This is a genomic window from Sphingomonas sp. GM_Shp_1 (genome assembly GCF_026540895.1).
Taxonomy (GTDB): Bacteria; Pseudomonadota; Alphaproteobacteria; order Sphingomonadales; family Sphingomonadaceae; genus Sphingomonas.
Genome location: NZ_JALNUR010000022.1, coordinates 44,772 through 59,152 on the forward strand (window position 1 = coordinate 44,772; position 14,381 = coordinate 59,152).

Here is a 14,381-nt window from a genome sequence, read left to right on the forward strand (position 1 = left end):
GATCGGACGTCACAGGGGGCTGACCATGATGATACGCGCTTGCTCGCATTCCACCATTTCGCATGCCCTGAAGCCGCGGCGCGGCGCGGGGCTCGCACTTGCCGTGTCGCTGTTGTGCGGGACGGCGCTGGCCACGCCCGCTTATGCGCAGGACAGCACGGCACCCGCCGCCGCCGAGCCCGCCGCCCAGGACGGCAGCGAGATCGTCGTCACCGGCTCGCTCGACGCGCTGCCGGTCAAGGACGTCGGCTCGGTCTTCGGCTTCGACAAGACGCTGGTGGAAACGCCGCGCTCCGCCTCGACGATCAGCGACGAGCAGATCGAGCGTTTCGGCATCACCGACATCTATGACCTGGTGTCGCAGTCGCCGGGCACCTTCACCAACTCCTTCTTCGGGGTGGGCGGCGCGCTCGATATTCGCGGCACGCCGGGCGAGACCTATTTCCGGGGCGTCCGGCGGCTCGACAATGCGGGCAATTATCCGACGCCGATCGCCGCCGCCGACCGGATCGACATCGTGCGCGGCCCCGCTTCGCCCATCTATGGCCCGTCCAAGACCGGCGGTTACCTGAACTTCGTGCCCAAATCGGCGCGGGTCGCGGGCGGCGCGCTGCTGAGCAAGCCGACCGGCGAGGTCAGCTATACCGGCGGCAGTTGGGACCGGAACAACCTTCGCGCCGAGGTGCGCGGTCCTGCCAAGATACTGGGCGCCGATCTGGGCTATAGCCTCTATGCCGAGATCGAGGATTCGGGCAGCTATTACCGCAACATGTCGACCAAGCAGACCATCCTGCAAGGCTCGTTCGACCACCAGCTGACCGACCGCATCCGCATCGAATTCGGCGGCCAGTACCAGAATTTCAAAGGCCAGCAGAATGGCGGCTGGAACCGCCTGACCCAGAAGCTGGTCGATGACGGCACCTATATCACCGGCACCGCCAAGCCGCTCGACACCAATGGCGACGGCCAGATTTCGCAGGGCGAGATCAACGCATCGATCCCCGGCGGCCTGTCGATCTTCGGCAATTTCACCTGCCCGAACAGCACGTCCAGCCCCTTCGCCAGCGGCTTCACCAATGCCTGTTTCACCCAGACCTATCCGCAGTTGAACCTGGTCAACACCGGCACCACCACGCTCAGCCGTCGCGACGTGCTGACCGGCGTGAACGACAAGCTGACCAACAAGCAGACGACCCTCTATTACGACATCACGTTCGAGGGTGCGGACGATCTGACCGTCAAGAACCAGCTGTTCTTCGACAACACCGAGAATATCAACAACAATGATTACGGCTTCTCGCAGCGCGTCAATTCCTATGTCATCGAGGACAAGATCGTTGCAGCCAAGTCGATCCAGACCAGCCTCGGCAAATTCTCGGCCCAGTTGTCGCCCTCGATCCGTTACGTCAATTTCAACTATGGCGACGATTTCGATTACGAATATTTTCACCGCGTCGACCTGACCCAGGGCTATACCCCGGCGTCGAACCGGCTGCTGTCGAACGAGTGCAATTGCGGCTATACCGACCGCGTCTTCGGCCACACCACCGATTACGGCATCGCCGCACTGGTCGACCTGGATTTCTCCTTCGGCCTCGACCTGCTGCTGGGTGGCCGGTACGACAAGGTCGACGCGTCTTCGCGCTATGACCCGACGGTGATGGACCGGGTGCCGACGCGCGTCTCGGCCAAGGGCAGCGACGATGGCTGGTCCTGGACCGCCAGCGCGTCGTACAAACTGCCCTTCGGCATCATCCCCTATGCCACCGCGTCGCAGCAATCGACGATCATCGTCGGCCAGGGCGCCGAAGTCCTGCCCGAAGCGGTGGCGTCGGGCTTCATGTCGACCTCGCGCCTGTATGAGGGCGGCGTGAAGGGAAGCTGGCTGAACGACACGCTCTATGCCGCGCTGTCGGTCTACAAACAGGAGCGGACCGACTTCAACATCCAGTCGATCACCGTCAACCAGGCGGTCGAGACGACCGGCGTGGAGGCGGAGGCGCGCTGGGCGGTCGACCGGCATTTGCTGGTCACCGGCGCCTATACCCATACCGAGGTCGTCAACCTGACCGCGCTGGAAGCGGGGACGCTGTTTGGCTTCTTCGGTATCGAGGATCTGGTCAACGTCACCGATCCGACGCTGCACCTGGGCGGCCAGCCGATCGGCCTGATCCCGATCCCGGACCGCAATGCCGCGCGCCGGGCGGGCATCCCCGCCAACCTCTATTCCGCCACGGCGACCTATGCCTTCGACAACGGCCTGTCGCTCAGCGGCAGCGTGGTGAAGGTGGACTCGGTGTTCTCCGGCCAGTCGCAGGCGGTGCGCCTGCCTGGCTATACGCTGGTCGACCTGTCGAGTTCGTACCAGACCGGCCCGTGGCTGTTCCGCGTGGTCGTCAAGAACGCGACCAATGCACGCTATTTCCGCGCCAACTTCACCGAATTGTTCGGCAGCACCATCGTCCTGCCCGAACGCCCGCGCAGCTTCCTGGCGTCGGCCGTCTATAAATTCTGATGGTGCGTGGCGGGGGTAGCGGACGGACCGCTTCCCCCGCCCGGCCGGAGTATGATCATGGTTCCTTTCCTCACCGGCCTGCTTCTCGTCGCCACGGCCACCGGGGCACAGGCCCCCGCCCAGCCTCCAACCAAGCCGCCCGCCCCGCTATGCGCCATCGCCGCGCCCTGCGCCCGCCCGCTGCCGGTGCGCATGGTGGTCGTCTCCATGTTCGAGATCGGCAAGGACGAGGGCGACACCGCCGGGGAGTTCCAGCTGTGGAAGACCCGGCGCAACCTGCGCCAGCGCATTCCCTTCCCCCACGGCTATCACGACCTGTATTACAACCCGGACACGCAGATATTGGGCGTCGTCACCGGTGTCGGCTCGGTCCGCTCGGCGGCGGCGATCACCGCGCTGGGCCTCGACACGAGGCTGGACCTGTCGCGCGCCTATTGGCTGGTCGCCGGGATCGCCGGGATCGACCCGGAAGATGCCTCGATCGGATCGGCGGCCTGGGCGCGCTATGTCGTCGATGGCGACCTGGCGCATGAGATCGATGCGCGCGAGATTCCCGCCGACTGGAAAAGCGGCTATTTCCCGCTGGATCGCAAAGGACCGAACGACCCCACCCCGCCACGCACCGATGGCGGCGAGGTCTTCGCCCTCAATCCGGGACTGACGGAATGGGCCTATCGGCTGACCCGCGATACGGCCCTGCCCGACGATCCCTCGATCGCCCGCGAACGCGCGCGCTATACCGATCATCCCAATGCGCGAAAGCCGCCCTTCGTGCTGATCGGCGACCAGTTCTCGGCGATGACCTTCTGGCACGGCGCGCTGCTCAATCGGTGGGCCAATGACCACACCCGCTATTTCACACGAGGAAAGGGCGAGTTCGTGACCAGCGCCATGGAGGAGACGGGCACGCTCCAGGCCATCGCCTATCTCTCGAAGATCGGACGCGTCGACAAGGACCGTGTCCTCGTGCTGCGCGCCGGGAGCAACTATACCATGCCGCCGCCGGGGGTCGCGGCGGCGGACTATCTGCTGCGCGAGAATGAGGGCTATGCGGGCCTCGGTGCGTCGGTGGAGAGCCTTTACCGGGTCGGCAACCGCGTGGTCGAGGAACTGCTCGCCCATTGGGATCGCTACGGCCAGACGCCGCCGAAATGACGCTGACCGTCCTGCACTCGGCCGCCGCGCTCGTCACGATGAACGACGATGCGGAGGAGATCGCCGATGGTGCCATCGCCTGGCAGGACGGGGTCATCGTCGCGGTCGGTACGACCGAGGCGCTCACCCCGCTGCGCCGCACCGCCGACCGGACGGTCGACGCGCAAGGCTGCGTCGTCACGCCGGGGCTGGTCAACACCCATCACCATCTGTTCCAGTCGCTGACCCGCGCGGTGCCGGGCGCCACCGACGCCTCGCTGTTCGGCTGGCTGCGGCGGCTCTATTCGATCTGGGCGCGTTATCGCCCCGACGACCTCTATGCCTCGACCCGGCTGGGTCTGGCCGAGCTGGCGCTGGCCGGGTGCACACTCAGCACCGACCATCTGTATCTCTATCCGAACGGGGTGACGCTGGACGACAGCATCGCCGCCGCCGCCGCGATCGGCCTCCGCTTCCACCCGACGCGCGGCGGCATGAGCGTCGGTGAGAGCGCGGGCGGCCTGCCCCCCGATGCGCTGGTCGAGCGCGAGGATGCCATCCTGGCCGACACCATCCGGGTGATCGACCGCTTCCACGATCCCGCCCCCGGCGCGATGGTCCGCATCGGGGTCGCGCCCTGTTCGCCCTTTTCGGTCAGCGAGGGGCTGATGCGCGACGCGGCGCTGCTCGCGCGCGACAAGGGGGTGATGCTCCATACCCATCTGGCCGAGGATGAGGACGATGTCGCCTTCTCGCTCGCCCGCTTCGGCTGCCGCCCCGGCGTCTATGCCGAGCGGCTGGGCTGGACGGGCCGCGACGTGTGGATGGCCCACTGCGTCAAGCTGGACGCCGACGAGATCGCGCTGTTCGCCGCGACCGGCACCGGGGTCGCGCATTGCCCTTGCTCCAATTGCCGACTGGGGTCGGGGATCGCACCGGTGACGCACATGCTCGCCGCCGGGGTGCCGTTGGGGCTGGGCGTGGACGGATCCGCCTCCAATGACAGCGGACATCTGTTGCAGGAGGCGCGGCAGTCGCTGCTGCTCCAGCGTGTTGCCAACGGGGCGGAGGCCTTTGCCCCGCGCGCAGCCCTGCGGCTGGCGACACGCGGCGGTGCGGAAATGCTGGGCCGCGACGATTGCGGCGCGCTGACGGTCGGTCGACGCGCCGACCTGGCGGTGTGGGACATGGGCGCGGCCGCCTCCATGGGGGCCTGGGACTTAGTGGCCGGGCTGGTCCTCTGCCCGCCCGGCGGGGTGCGCGACCTGTTCGTCGAAGGCCGGGCGGTCGTGTCGGAGGGCGCGCTGGTCGGCGTGTCAGAGGCCGAGATCCTCGCCGATGCCCGGCGCTCGGTGGCCCGGCTACGCGACGCCGCCTGAATATATAATTCCTCCCCTGCAAGGGGAGGTGGCAGGCCGTCAGGCCTGACGGAGGGGTGTCGCGCTATCGAAAGGGTTACACCCTTCCGTCACGCTTCGCGCGACACCTCCCCTTGCAGGGGAGGAATGGAGCTAAATCACCTCCGCCTCGCTGCTCACCCGACTCCCGAAAAAGGCGTTCAGCCCGACTGCGCTGATCGACGCGAGCACGATGCCCGAATGCAGCAGCGGCGCGAGCGCGCTTGGCATCGCCTGGAAGAAGCGCTCGGAAAGGACGGGGATCAGGCCGACCGCGATCGACACCGCGATTGTGACCAACCGCTCGAAGGTCAGTTCCACCGACCCCAGGATGCGGATGCCGGTCGCCGCGATCATCCCGAACATCACCAGCGCCGCCCCGCCCAGCACCGGCAGGGGCACCGCCGCGACCAAAGTCGCCAGCTTCGGGCAGACGCCCAGCGCCAGCAGGATCACCCCCGCCCCCGCACACACGAAACGCGACCGCACACCCGTAATGCTCAACAGCCCGATATTCTGCGCAAAGGAGGTATAGGGAAAGGTGTTGAACACCCCGCCCAGCAGCGTCCCGACCGCATCGCCGCGCAAGCCCCGCACCATCTGCCGCCGCTCGACCGGGCGGCCGACCATCTGCCCCGCCGCCATGAACATGCCGAAGGATTCGATCATCACCGTCATCATGACGAGGCACATGGCAATCGACGCCGACCAGTCGAAGCTGGGCGCGCCATATTGAAACGGCATCACCAGCGCGAACCACGACGCCTCGCGCACCGGGGTCAGGTCGACCTGCCCCATGGCCCCGGCGATGACGGTCCCCACGACCGTACCGGCCAGCACCGCGCCGCTGCGCACCAGGCCATGGCCGAAGCGCATCAGGCACAGCACGACCACAAGCGTCAGCAGCGCCAGCAACAGATGCAGCGGCGCGCCATAGCCGGGATCGGTCGGCTGCCCGCCCGCGCTCCAGTTGATGCCGACCCGCATCAGGCTGAGCCCAATCGACAGGATCACGGTTCCGGTGACAGCAGGCGGGAACAGCCGCGAGAGCCGTCCGACAAACGGCGCGACCAGGAAACCGAACAGCCCCGCGACGATGACCGCCCCGTAAATCCCCCGCAGCACCATGGCGGGCGGCGTACCCCCGGCATGGCCCGCCGCGATCATCGCCAGCATCGGGCTGATCGACGCGAAGGTCACGCCCATGACGATGGGCAGGCGGATGCCGACGAGCGGCAGGCCCAGCGTCTGGATCAGCGTGGCGAAGCCGCAGGCGACCAGATCGGCGCTGATGAGCATCCCCAGTTGCGCGGGCGGCAGGTCCAGCGCCCGCCCGACCACCAGCGGCACCGCCACCGCCCCGGCATACATCACCAGCACATGCTGAAACGCCAGCGGCACCAGCCGACGGGCGGGCGGCACCGCGTCGACGCCATCGTCGATCGGCGCGACCGCCGCCTCGACCGTTTCGCGCTCTGCCATGGACGATCCCGCCAGGGGCAATTCGTGCGTCGCCGATGGCATGGGGGCCGATGGCATGGGGCCGGTCTCCGTCTGTCCGCTGGGTAACGATGCCATGGTATCGACAGGGAGCGTCCCGCCACCAGCGCCGAATCTGGAACGAAGCGATCGCAAAAAGGCATCGCTCACCACAAACCTGCGAACCGCACCGGGCCCCGTCGACATTCCTTCGATTCCTCCCCTGCAAGGGGAGGTGGCAGGCCGAAGGCCTGACGGAGGGGTGTCCCGCTTGGCGAGGTTGGTGGAAACTCGCGACCGGATACACCCCTCCACCATCCTTCGGATGGTCCCCTCCCCTTGCAGGGGAGGAATGACGGTGCGGCCCGGAAATCCTGGCTGCGGACTATCGCCCGCCCCCGCTATTGCGCATGATCATCGCGACATACCTTCGGACGGAACCTGCCATGACCGACGACGACTTCATCACCGCCCTGCCGAAAGCCGAGCTGCACCTGCATATCGAAGGCAGCCTGGAGCCCGAACTGATGTTCGCGCTGGCGCGGCGGAACCGGGTCGCCATCCCGTTCGGCTCGGTGGAGGAGGTGCGCGCGGCCTATGCCTTTTCCAATCTCCAGGATTTCCTCGACATCTATTATGCCGGGGCGGACGTGCTGCGCGAGGCACAGGATTTCCACGATCTGGCGGTCGCCTATTTCGACCGGGCGGCGGCCGACGGGGTGGTCCATGCCGAGATCTTCTTCGATCCCCAGACCCACACCGATCGCGGCATCCCCTTCGACACGGTGATGGAGGGGCTGCTCTCCGGCATGGCGGCAGCGCGCGAGCGCCATGGGCTGACGTCGAAGCTGATCCTCTGCTTCCTGCGCCATCTGGACGAGGAGGCCGCCTTCGCCACCTTCGCACAGGCCGAGAAATGGCTGGACCATATCGACGGCGTCGGCCTGGATTCCTCCGAGGTCGGCCACCCCCCGTCGAAATTCGCGCGGGTCTTCGCCGCCGCCGGGGACGCCGGGCTGAAGCGCGTGGCCCATGCCGGGGAGGAAGGGCCCCCCGCCTATGTGCATGAGGCGCTCGATTTGTTGCGGATCGACCGACTCGACCATGGCAACCGCGCGCTGGAAGACCCGCTGCTGACCGCCCGGCTGGCGCGCGAGGCGATGACGCTGACCGTCTGCCCCTTGTCCAATCACAAGCTGTGCGTGGTGAAGGACATGACGGACCATCCCATCGACCGCATGTTGCGCCTCGGCCTGCGGGCGACGATCAACTCGGACGATCCGGCCTATTTCGGCGGCTATGTCGGCGACAATTACCGCGCCGTCGCCCGGAGCCGCGGGCTGTCGCGACCGGACCTGATCACGCTGGCGCGCAACAGCTTCCTGGGATCGTTCCTGGACGATGGCGCGATCGCCGCGCATCTGACCCGGCTGGAGGCTTTCGCCAGCGAGGCCGGATGACGCGATGGTTGCCCTTGGCGCATTGGGACATCAAAAGGGCTATCTGATCCGGGGGGAACGGCGCGGCCGTTCGCCCCTGCAACGATGATGGAAGTTTCGTGACCACCAAAGTCTATCTGTCCGCCGACCGCCTGCTCGAGGATTCCTTCCGCCTGGCCAATCTGGTCTTCGACAGCGGTTTCCGCCCGACCCATATCGTCGGCATCTGGCGCGGCGGCGCGCCGGTGGGCATCGCGGTGCAGGAATTGCTGGAATATCGCGGCGTCGAAAGCGACCATATCGCGATCCGCACCGCCTCCTATACCGGCATCGACCAGCAGGATCCGCAGGTCCGCATCTATGGCCTGGGCCATCTGGTCGATGTGCTCAACCCCGAGGATCGCCTGCTCCTGATCGACGACGTGTTCGATTCGGGCCGCTCGATCCGTGCGCTGCTGAAGGAACTGAAGGACCGGTGCCGACGGAATATCCCGGACGAGGTGAAGGTCGCGACCGTCTATTACAAGCCGTCGCGCAACGTGACCGACCTGAAGCCGGACTATTTCGTCCACCAGACCAATGACTGGCTGATCTTCCCGCACGAGATCAACGGGTTGAGCGAGGACGAAATCCGCGCGCACAAGCATGGGGCGGACATCATCCTGCGCTGAGGGGCTTCAGCGCGCCATCGCCTTCACATTGCGCGATATATCGGCCTGGCCCAGGGCCTCGGGATGCGGGGTGATCGGCGATCGGCGGATCGCCACGATCACGTCGCCATCGCCCTGATCGAAACGGCGCTGCATGACCCGATAAGCCCCGCCGGTCACCGTGCGGAGCAGCACCGCGCTGTGCGGATAGGCCTCGCGGTGCCGGTCGCGCACGATCACCGCCCCCGCCACGCCGATCCGGTCGAGGATCGCCGCGGCCTCTTCCGGCGTCCGCGCGATCAGGTGATAGCCGCGCCCCATGAAATCGCTGCCCGACAGCCATTGCGACGACCGCACGGCCCACAGGCTACGACGGCCGCGATCCTGATAGGCGGCCTCGGCGATGATCGCGCCCTCCCCGCCCGCGCGGCCATCGACCATCCAGATGCCCGGTGCCGCCCGCATCGTCGCGACGATGGCGGGCGCGCCCATGTCGCGCTTCGGCGCCAGATGGACCAGCGCCGTCACTGGTGACACCAATGCGGTCAGCGCCAGGACCACGGCAAGGGGCCTCGCCATCCCTCCTCGCCGCCAGACCAGCAGGATCGCCGTCGCAATCAGCGTGACGGCCCAGGGGAGAGCGGGCAGCACATAGCGCGGATCGAGCGCCACGGGCACGATCGACTGAAAGGCCAGCGTCGCGACGATCACCGCCAGCGCCAGCCGGACGACCGGCCTCGCCCCCTTGGCCCGCCACCCCAGCACCGCCCCCGCGACCATCAGCGCGATACCGACCCATCCCAGATCCTCGACCAGCGCAGCGACATTGGTGGACAGCGCCAGCCACGCATAGGCAAGGCCCGGGGCATAGTTGAATCCGCCCGCCGAAATGCGGAACGACACCGCATACCAGGGCGCGACGACCAGCAGGGTCGCCACCGCCACCACCCATAGCCGCCGGTCGCGCAGGATCGCCCAACGCCGCGCGAGCAGGATTTCCACGGCAGGGACCAGCGCGATCAGCGCGCCATTGCCCTTCACCAATGGCGCGAAGGCCGCCAGCGCACCGAACAGCGCGAACCGCCGCCAGCCGGGCGCCTCCGCCGCGCGCAGCCACGCGATCGCGCCCAGCCCGACCACCAGCGCCACCGGCTGGTCGAGCAGAAAGGACCGCGCGCTGTCGACCGCCAGCGGTGACGCCAGCATGGCGAGGGCCGCCGCCAGGCCGATCCGGGGCGCCCCCATCCGGCGCATCGCCCACAGCACCAGAAGCGCGGGCCATCCCGCCACGACCGCGCTGAGGATCGCCGCCGCGAAGGGCGAGGGCCATGCCAGCGCGAAGAGCGGCGCCCACAGCGCATACCAGCCCGGCGGCCAATGCCCGATCGAAAGCTTGGGATAATGCGCATAGAAATCGCGCGCGAAGGTCATCGGGCTGGGCAGACCGGCGCGCAGCCAGTCGGCAAGGAACAGCGTGTTGACATAATGGGCCGATTCGTCGGGCCCCAGAAAGCTGCCCGTGATCCCGCCCGTCATCCAGGCGAGCGCCAGCGACGCCAGCCCCAGCAGCATCGCCGCACCGACCGCCCCGGCATATCGCATCGCGCGCTTCCCATCCCCCGTCACATGGCGAGCGATAAAGCGATACGGACCGGCGATATAGGGAAATCTGGATGCCCCGTGAGGATTCGAACCTCAATTAACGGAGTCAGAGTCCGTGGTCTTACCTTTAGACGACGGGGCATCGAACAGGGGTGGGCCTCTAGGCGGGCGAATCACCCTTGTCAACCGGATTTCCGCCGCTTGCCCCCCTCGCCGTCTTGTCGCGCGCGCGGCGACTCGCTACCTTGGCGGTCAAGCACCGGCGGACGCTCAAGTCCGTGACGGATAGAACAGAATAAAGTGAGATACGGCGATGGGGGATGTTCCCACCCGAAGGCCGTACCGGCAGGCCAAGCCCCCTGCCCGTCCGGCACCGCCCCGGCCCCAACGTGGCCGATGGTCCGATGCGCAGGCCTATGCCGCGCTCGATCTGGGCACCAACAATTGCCGCCTGCTGATCGCACGGCCGCAGGGCGGCGGTTTCGCAGTGGTCGATGCCTTTTCGCGGATCGTGCGGCTGGGCGAAGGGCTCGCCACGACCGGGCGGCTGTCCGATGCCGCGATAGACCGCACCATCGCCGCGCTTCGCGTGTGTGCCGACAAGCTGCGGCGCCGCAACGTCACCCTGTCGCGCGCGGTCGCGACCGAGGCGTGCCGGCGCGCCGCCAACGGCCCCGCCTTCATCGCCCGCGCGCTGGCGGAAACCGGCATCCATCTGGACATCATCTCCGCCGAGGAAGAGGCGCGGCTGGCGGTGCTGGGCTGTCACGCGCTGATCGAGCCGGGGGAGGACCCCGCGCTGGTGTTCGACATCGGCGGCGGCTCGACCGAGCTGGTGCTGGTCGATACGCGCGGGTCCGCCCCGCGCATCCTCGACTGGCATTCCGCGCCCTGGGGCGTGGTCTCGCTGACCGAAAGCGCCGGCGGTGGCGAGGGCGAGGCGGGGCGGCTGGCCGCCTATGCCCGGATGCGCGAGATCGTGGCGGACAGCTTCGCCGACTTCACCCGGCGCCTGCCGCGCGACCTGAAGCGCCCCCGGCTGCTCGGCACCAGCGGGACGGTGACGACCCTGGGCAGCGTCCATCTGGGGCTCAGCCAATATGACCGCGCCGCCGTGGACGGGCTGATCGTGCCGACCGCCGCGATGCGCGCGATCAGCGCCGATTTGTCGCGCAAGAGCCTGGCGGCGCGCGGCAAGGTGGCGTGCATCGGGCCGGAGCGCGCCGATCTGGTGGTCGCGGGCTGCGCGATCCTGGAGACGATATTGGACCTCTGGCCCGCCGAGCGGCTAGGGATCGCCGACCGTGGGATTCGCGAAGGGATCCTGCGCCGTTTGATGGGAATCACCAGACCGTGAGCAGAGGTAATTCGGGGCTGCACCAACGGGTGCGCACGGCCCGGAACCGCACCGCCCAATCGACCCGCTGGCTCGAACGCCAGCTCAACGATCCCTATGTCCGCCGCGCCAAGGCGGAGGGGTATCGCAGCCGTGCGGCCTATAAGCTGATCGAGCTGGACGAGCGGTTCGGCTTCCTGCGCGGCAAGAAGCGGATCATCGACCTTGGCATCGCGCCGGGCGGCTGGAGCCAGGTGGTGCGGCGCAAGCTGCCCAACGCCAGCGTGGTGGGCATCGACCTGTTGCCGGTCGACCCGATCGACGGTGTCACCATCTTCGAGATGGACTTCATGGACGATGCCGCGCCCGATCGCCTGATGGAGGCGCTGGGCGGCGCGCCCGACCTGGTCATGTCGGACATGGCGGCCAACACCGTCGGCCATCCGCAGACCGACGCGCTGCGCACCATGGGACTGGTCGAAACCGCCTTCGCCTTCGCCTGCGACGTGTTGTCGCCCGGCGGGGTGTTCGTGTCGAAGGTGTTCGCGGGCGGCGCCGATTCGCAACTGGTCGCCGAGATGAAGCGCCACTTCGCCACGGTGAAGCACGCCAAGCCGCCGTCGAGCCGCAAGGGCTCGGTCGAATGGTTCGTCGTCGCGCAGGGGTTCAAGGGGCGGAAGGCCGCGCCGGTCGAGGACGATTCGGAGGACTGAGCGTCGCAGGCTTTATGAGGTTCGCGCGGAGACGCGGAGGAGGTTGGCCTCGGTCGGAAGACCGGCTGCTCCCCACGAGCGTTGGTGCAGGACGAGCTATGCCAGCAAACCAACACCTCCGCGTCTCCGCGCCTCCGCGCGAACCTCCTTCTTCCCACCTCCGTTCAGCCTGAGCGAAGTCGAAGGCCACGGGATGACCTTCGTGGCCGAGCGCGGGGCGTGCACTTCGACTTCGCTCAGTGCGAACGGGGCCGGGGGTAAGCCCGACGAGTGCCGGAAGCGGCCGCCCCCTCACACCAACCCGTTCACCGCCTCCATGAATCGCATCAGGCTGATCGGCTTGGAGACATAGGCATCCGCCCCCGCCGCACGGATGCGGTCCTCATCCTTGCGCCCCGCATAGGCCGTGACCGCCATCACCGGGATGCGGCGAAGCGCCTCGTCCGCCTTCAGCTCCAGAATCAGGTCATAGCCGGTCACGTGCGGCATCTGAATATCCATGATGATCAGGTCGGGCTCGACCTCGCGGGCGCGGGCGACCGCCTCCCGCCCGTCGCGCACCGGCTCCGCCACGAAGCCATGCGCGCGCAGAAGGTCGCAGAAGAGTTTCAGATTGAGTTCGTTGTCCTCGACAACGAGCACCTTTCTTGCCACGCCCGCTCCACCATTCACCAGGGACGACGATAGGCAATGCCCGGACCGGATACAATCGAGCCTGAACGGATGGAGGCGGCGATGGCGACGGCGTTGCAGGCGCTGGTGTGGACGCTGCAAAGCCCCTCGCGCGCCGAGCGGCTGCTGGCGCTGACCGGCCTGTCGGTCGAGGAATTGCGCGGCGGCGCGGGCGAGCCCGGCGTGCTCGCGGCGATCCTGTCGTTTCTGGAAGGGCATGAGGCCGATCTGGTCGATTGCGCCGAGGCACTGGGCACCCGCCCCGAATCGCTGGTCGCCGCCCGCCGCATGTTGGAGAAGGCATGAAACCCCTGTTGATCTGCGATTGCGACGAAGTGCTGGTCCATATGGTGCGGCATTTCCGCAGCTGGCTGGACGAGGCGCATGACATCGACTTCGCGCTCGACCGCCACGACTTTTTCGGGGCGATGACCCGGCGGGACAGCGGCTCCGCGCTGAGCCAGACCGAGGCCTGGGACCTGCTGCACGGCTTCTTCCCCGGCCAGATGGAGCGCCAGACCCTGGTCCCCCACGCCGCCGAAGCGCTGGCGACGCTGGCCGAGACCGCCGATATCGTCATCCTGACCAACCTGATCGAGGAATGCCGCCAGCCGCGAATCGAGCAACTCGCGCGCTTCGGCATCGCCCACCGCGTCCAGTGCAACAGCGGCGGCAAGGGCGAGCCGGTGGCGAAGCTGGTCGCCGAACATGGCCATCCCGTCACCGTCTTCGTCGACGACCTGCCGCAGCATCATGCCTCGGTCGCGGAACATGCGCCGCAGGTCCACCGGCTGCACATGGTGTCGGAGCCCGAAATGGCGCCGCACGTACCCCCCGCCCCCGACGCCCATGCGCGGATCGACGACTGGCGACGGGCGGAGGACTGGATCGCGGCGCGTTTCGCCGAGGGACGGCCCGCCGCCTGATCGCCATGGCTTGACCTGAACGGGGCGGTCGCGCCATGTCTCGCGCCATGACCACCCATATCGATCGCGCGCTCGAGCAGCTCGGCCTCACCCTGCCGGAGGCCGCCGCCCCCGTCGCCGCCTATGTCCCCGTCGTCGAGGCGGGCGGGCTTCTCCACATTTCGGGCCAGCTGCCCTTCATCGACGGCCAGCTCGTCACCGGACGGCTGGGCGACAGCGTCTCGCTGGAAGACGGGCAGAAGGCGGCGCAGGCATGCGGCCTGATGCTGGTCGCGCAGATCCGGAAATATCTGGGCGGCGACCTGTCGCGCGTGAAGCGGATCGTGAAGCTGGGCGTGTTCGTCAATTCGGCGGGCGACTTCACCGACCAGCCCAAGGTCGCCAATGGCGCGTCGGAGCTGATGGTGGCGCTGTTCGGCGATTCGGGACGTCATGCCCGCTCGGCGGTCGGCGTGCCGGTGCTGCCGCTGGGCGCGGCGGTCGAGGTGGATGCGATTGTAGAGCTGGCCTGATTTTTT

At 67.7% G+C, this 14,381-nt stretch carries 13 protein-coding genes and 1 tRNA gene; 10 read left to right on the forward strand and 4 right to left on the reverse strand.

The window, feature by feature from the left end; all coding sequences use genetic code 11:
* Positions 1 to 25 precede the first annotated feature (25 nt).
* The 3 genes from OXQ33_RS12145 to OXQ33_RS12155 are packed head-to-tail and all read left to right on the forward strand — an operon-like array spanning position 26 to position 5,028.
* Positions 26 to 2,515 (forward strand): TonB-dependent receptor, encoded by a 2,490-nt coding sequence (locus tag OXQ33_RS12145; protein ID WP_267434950.1) that lies wholly within the window; start codon positions 26 to 28, stop codon positions 2,513 to 2,515.
* Positions 2,516 to 2,572: 57 nt separating this feature from the next.
* Complete coding sequence (locus OXQ33_RS12150) at positions 2,573 to 3,670, forward strand: purine nucleoside permease (protein ID WP_267434951.1); 1,098 nt, start codon at positions 2,573 to 2,575, stop codon at positions 3,668 to 3,670.
* The gene (locus OXQ33_RS12155; RefSeq protein WP_267434952.1) at positions 3,667 to 5,028 is read left to right on the forward strand and encodes an 8-oxoguanine deaminase; all 1,362 of its coding nucleotides are present in this window, start codon (positions 3,667 to 3,669) and stop codon (positions 5,026 to 5,028) included. Before OXQ33_RS12150 ends, OXQ33_RS12155 begins: the two co-directional genes overlap by 4 nt.
* A 132-nt stretch (positions 5,029 to 5,160) precedes the next feature.
* On the opposite strand, the gene OXQ33_RS12160 is transcribed toward OXQ33_RS12155, so the two are convergent.
* Positions 5,161 to 6,528 (reverse strand): nucleobase:cation symporter-2 family protein, encoded by a 1,368-nt coding sequence (locus OXQ33_RS12160; protein WP_267434953.1) that lies wholly within the window; start codon positions 6,526 to 6,528, stop codon positions 5,161 to 5,163.
* A gap of 443 nt (positions 6,529 to 6,971) precedes the next feature.
* Between OXQ33_RS12160 and OXQ33_RS12165 the strand changes: the two genes are divergently transcribed.
* Both OXQ33_RS12165 and OXQ33_RS12170 read left to right on the forward strand, forming a co-directional pair.
* Complete coding sequence (locus tag OXQ33_RS12165) at positions 6,972 to 7,985, forward strand: adenosine deaminase (RefSeq protein ID WP_267434954.1); 1,014 nt, start codon at positions 6,972 to 6,974, stop codon at positions 7,983 to 7,985.
* Positions 7,986 to 8,083: 98 nt separating this feature from the next.
* Positions 8,084 to 8,635 carry a phosphoribosyltransferase family protein gene (locus tag OXQ33_RS12170; protein WP_267434955.1) on the forward strand — a complete coding sequence of 184 codons (552 nt, stop codon included), beginning with the start codon at positions 8,084 to 8,086 and terminating at the stop codon, positions 8,633 to 8,635.
* A 6-nt stretch (positions 8,636 to 8,641) separates the two neighbouring features.
* Here the strand turns inward: OXQ33_RS12170 and OXQ33_RS12175 are convergent, their stop codons facing one another.
* Both OXQ33_RS12175 and OXQ33_RS12180 read right to left on the reverse strand, forming a co-directional pair.
* Entirely contained in the window at positions 8,642 to 10,216 is a 1,575-nt protein-coding gene (locus OXQ33_RS12175; protein ID WP_267434956.1) for a glycosyltransferase family 39 protein, read from the reverse strand.
* Positions 10,217 to 10,284: 68 nt separating this feature from the next.
* A tRNA-Gln gene (locus tag OXQ33_RS12180) sits at positions 10,285 to 10,358 on the reverse strand.
* A 171-nt stretch (positions 10,359 to 10,529) separates the two neighbouring features.
* Between OXQ33_RS12180 and OXQ33_RS12185 the strand changes: the two genes are divergently transcribed.
* Both OXQ33_RS12185 and OXQ33_RS12190 read left to right on the forward strand, forming a co-directional pair.
* Positions 10,530 to 11,573: a Ppx/GppA phosphatase family protein gene (locus tag OXQ33_RS12185; protein WP_267434957.1), complete on the forward strand. Its 1,044-nt coding sequence runs from the start codon at positions 10,530 to 10,532 to the stop codon at positions 11,571 to 11,573.
* The gene (locus OXQ33_RS12190) at positions 11,570 to 12,265 is read left to right on the forward strand and encodes an RlmE family RNA methyltransferase (protein WP_267434958.1); all 696 of its coding nucleotides are present in this window, start codon (positions 11,570 to 11,572) and stop codon (positions 12,263 to 12,265) included. The genes OXQ33_RS12185 and OXQ33_RS12190 overlap by 4 nt, the downstream gene beginning before the upstream one ends.
* A gap of 291 nt (positions 12,266 to 12,556) precedes the next feature.
* Here OXQ33_RS12190 and OXQ33_RS12195 read toward each other — a convergent pair whose 3' ends face one another.
* Positions 12,557 to 12,919 (reverse strand): response regulator, encoded by a 363-nt coding sequence (locus tag OXQ33_RS12195; RefSeq protein WP_267434959.1) that lies wholly within the window; start codon positions 12,917 to 12,919, stop codon positions 12,557 to 12,559.
* A gap of 81 nt (positions 12,920 to 13,000) precedes the next feature.
* Between OXQ33_RS12195 and OXQ33_RS12200 the strand changes: the two genes are divergently transcribed.
* The 3 genes from OXQ33_RS12200 to OXQ33_RS12210 are packed head-to-tail and all read left to right on the forward strand — an operon-like array spanning position 13,001 to position 14,375.
* Complete coding sequence (locus tag OXQ33_RS12200) at positions 13,001 to 13,243, forward strand: DUF3572 family protein (RefSeq protein WP_267434960.1); 243 nt, start codon at positions 13,001 to 13,003, stop codon at positions 13,241 to 13,243.
* The gene (locus OXQ33_RS12205) at positions 13,240 to 13,863 is read left to right on the forward strand and encodes an HAD family hydrolase (RefSeq protein WP_267434961.1); all 624 of its coding nucleotides are present in this window, start codon (positions 13,240 to 13,242) and stop codon (positions 13,861 to 13,863) included. Before OXQ33_RS12200 ends, OXQ33_RS12205 begins: the two co-directional genes overlap by 4 nt.
* A 47-nt stretch (positions 13,864 to 13,910) precedes the next feature.
* Complete coding sequence (locus OXQ33_RS12210; protein ID WP_267434962.1) at positions 13,911 to 14,375, forward strand: RidA family protein; 465 nt, start codon at positions 13,911 to 13,913, stop codon at positions 14,373 to 14,375.
* The last annotated feature ends 6 nt before the right edge of the window (positions 14,376 to 14,381 follow it).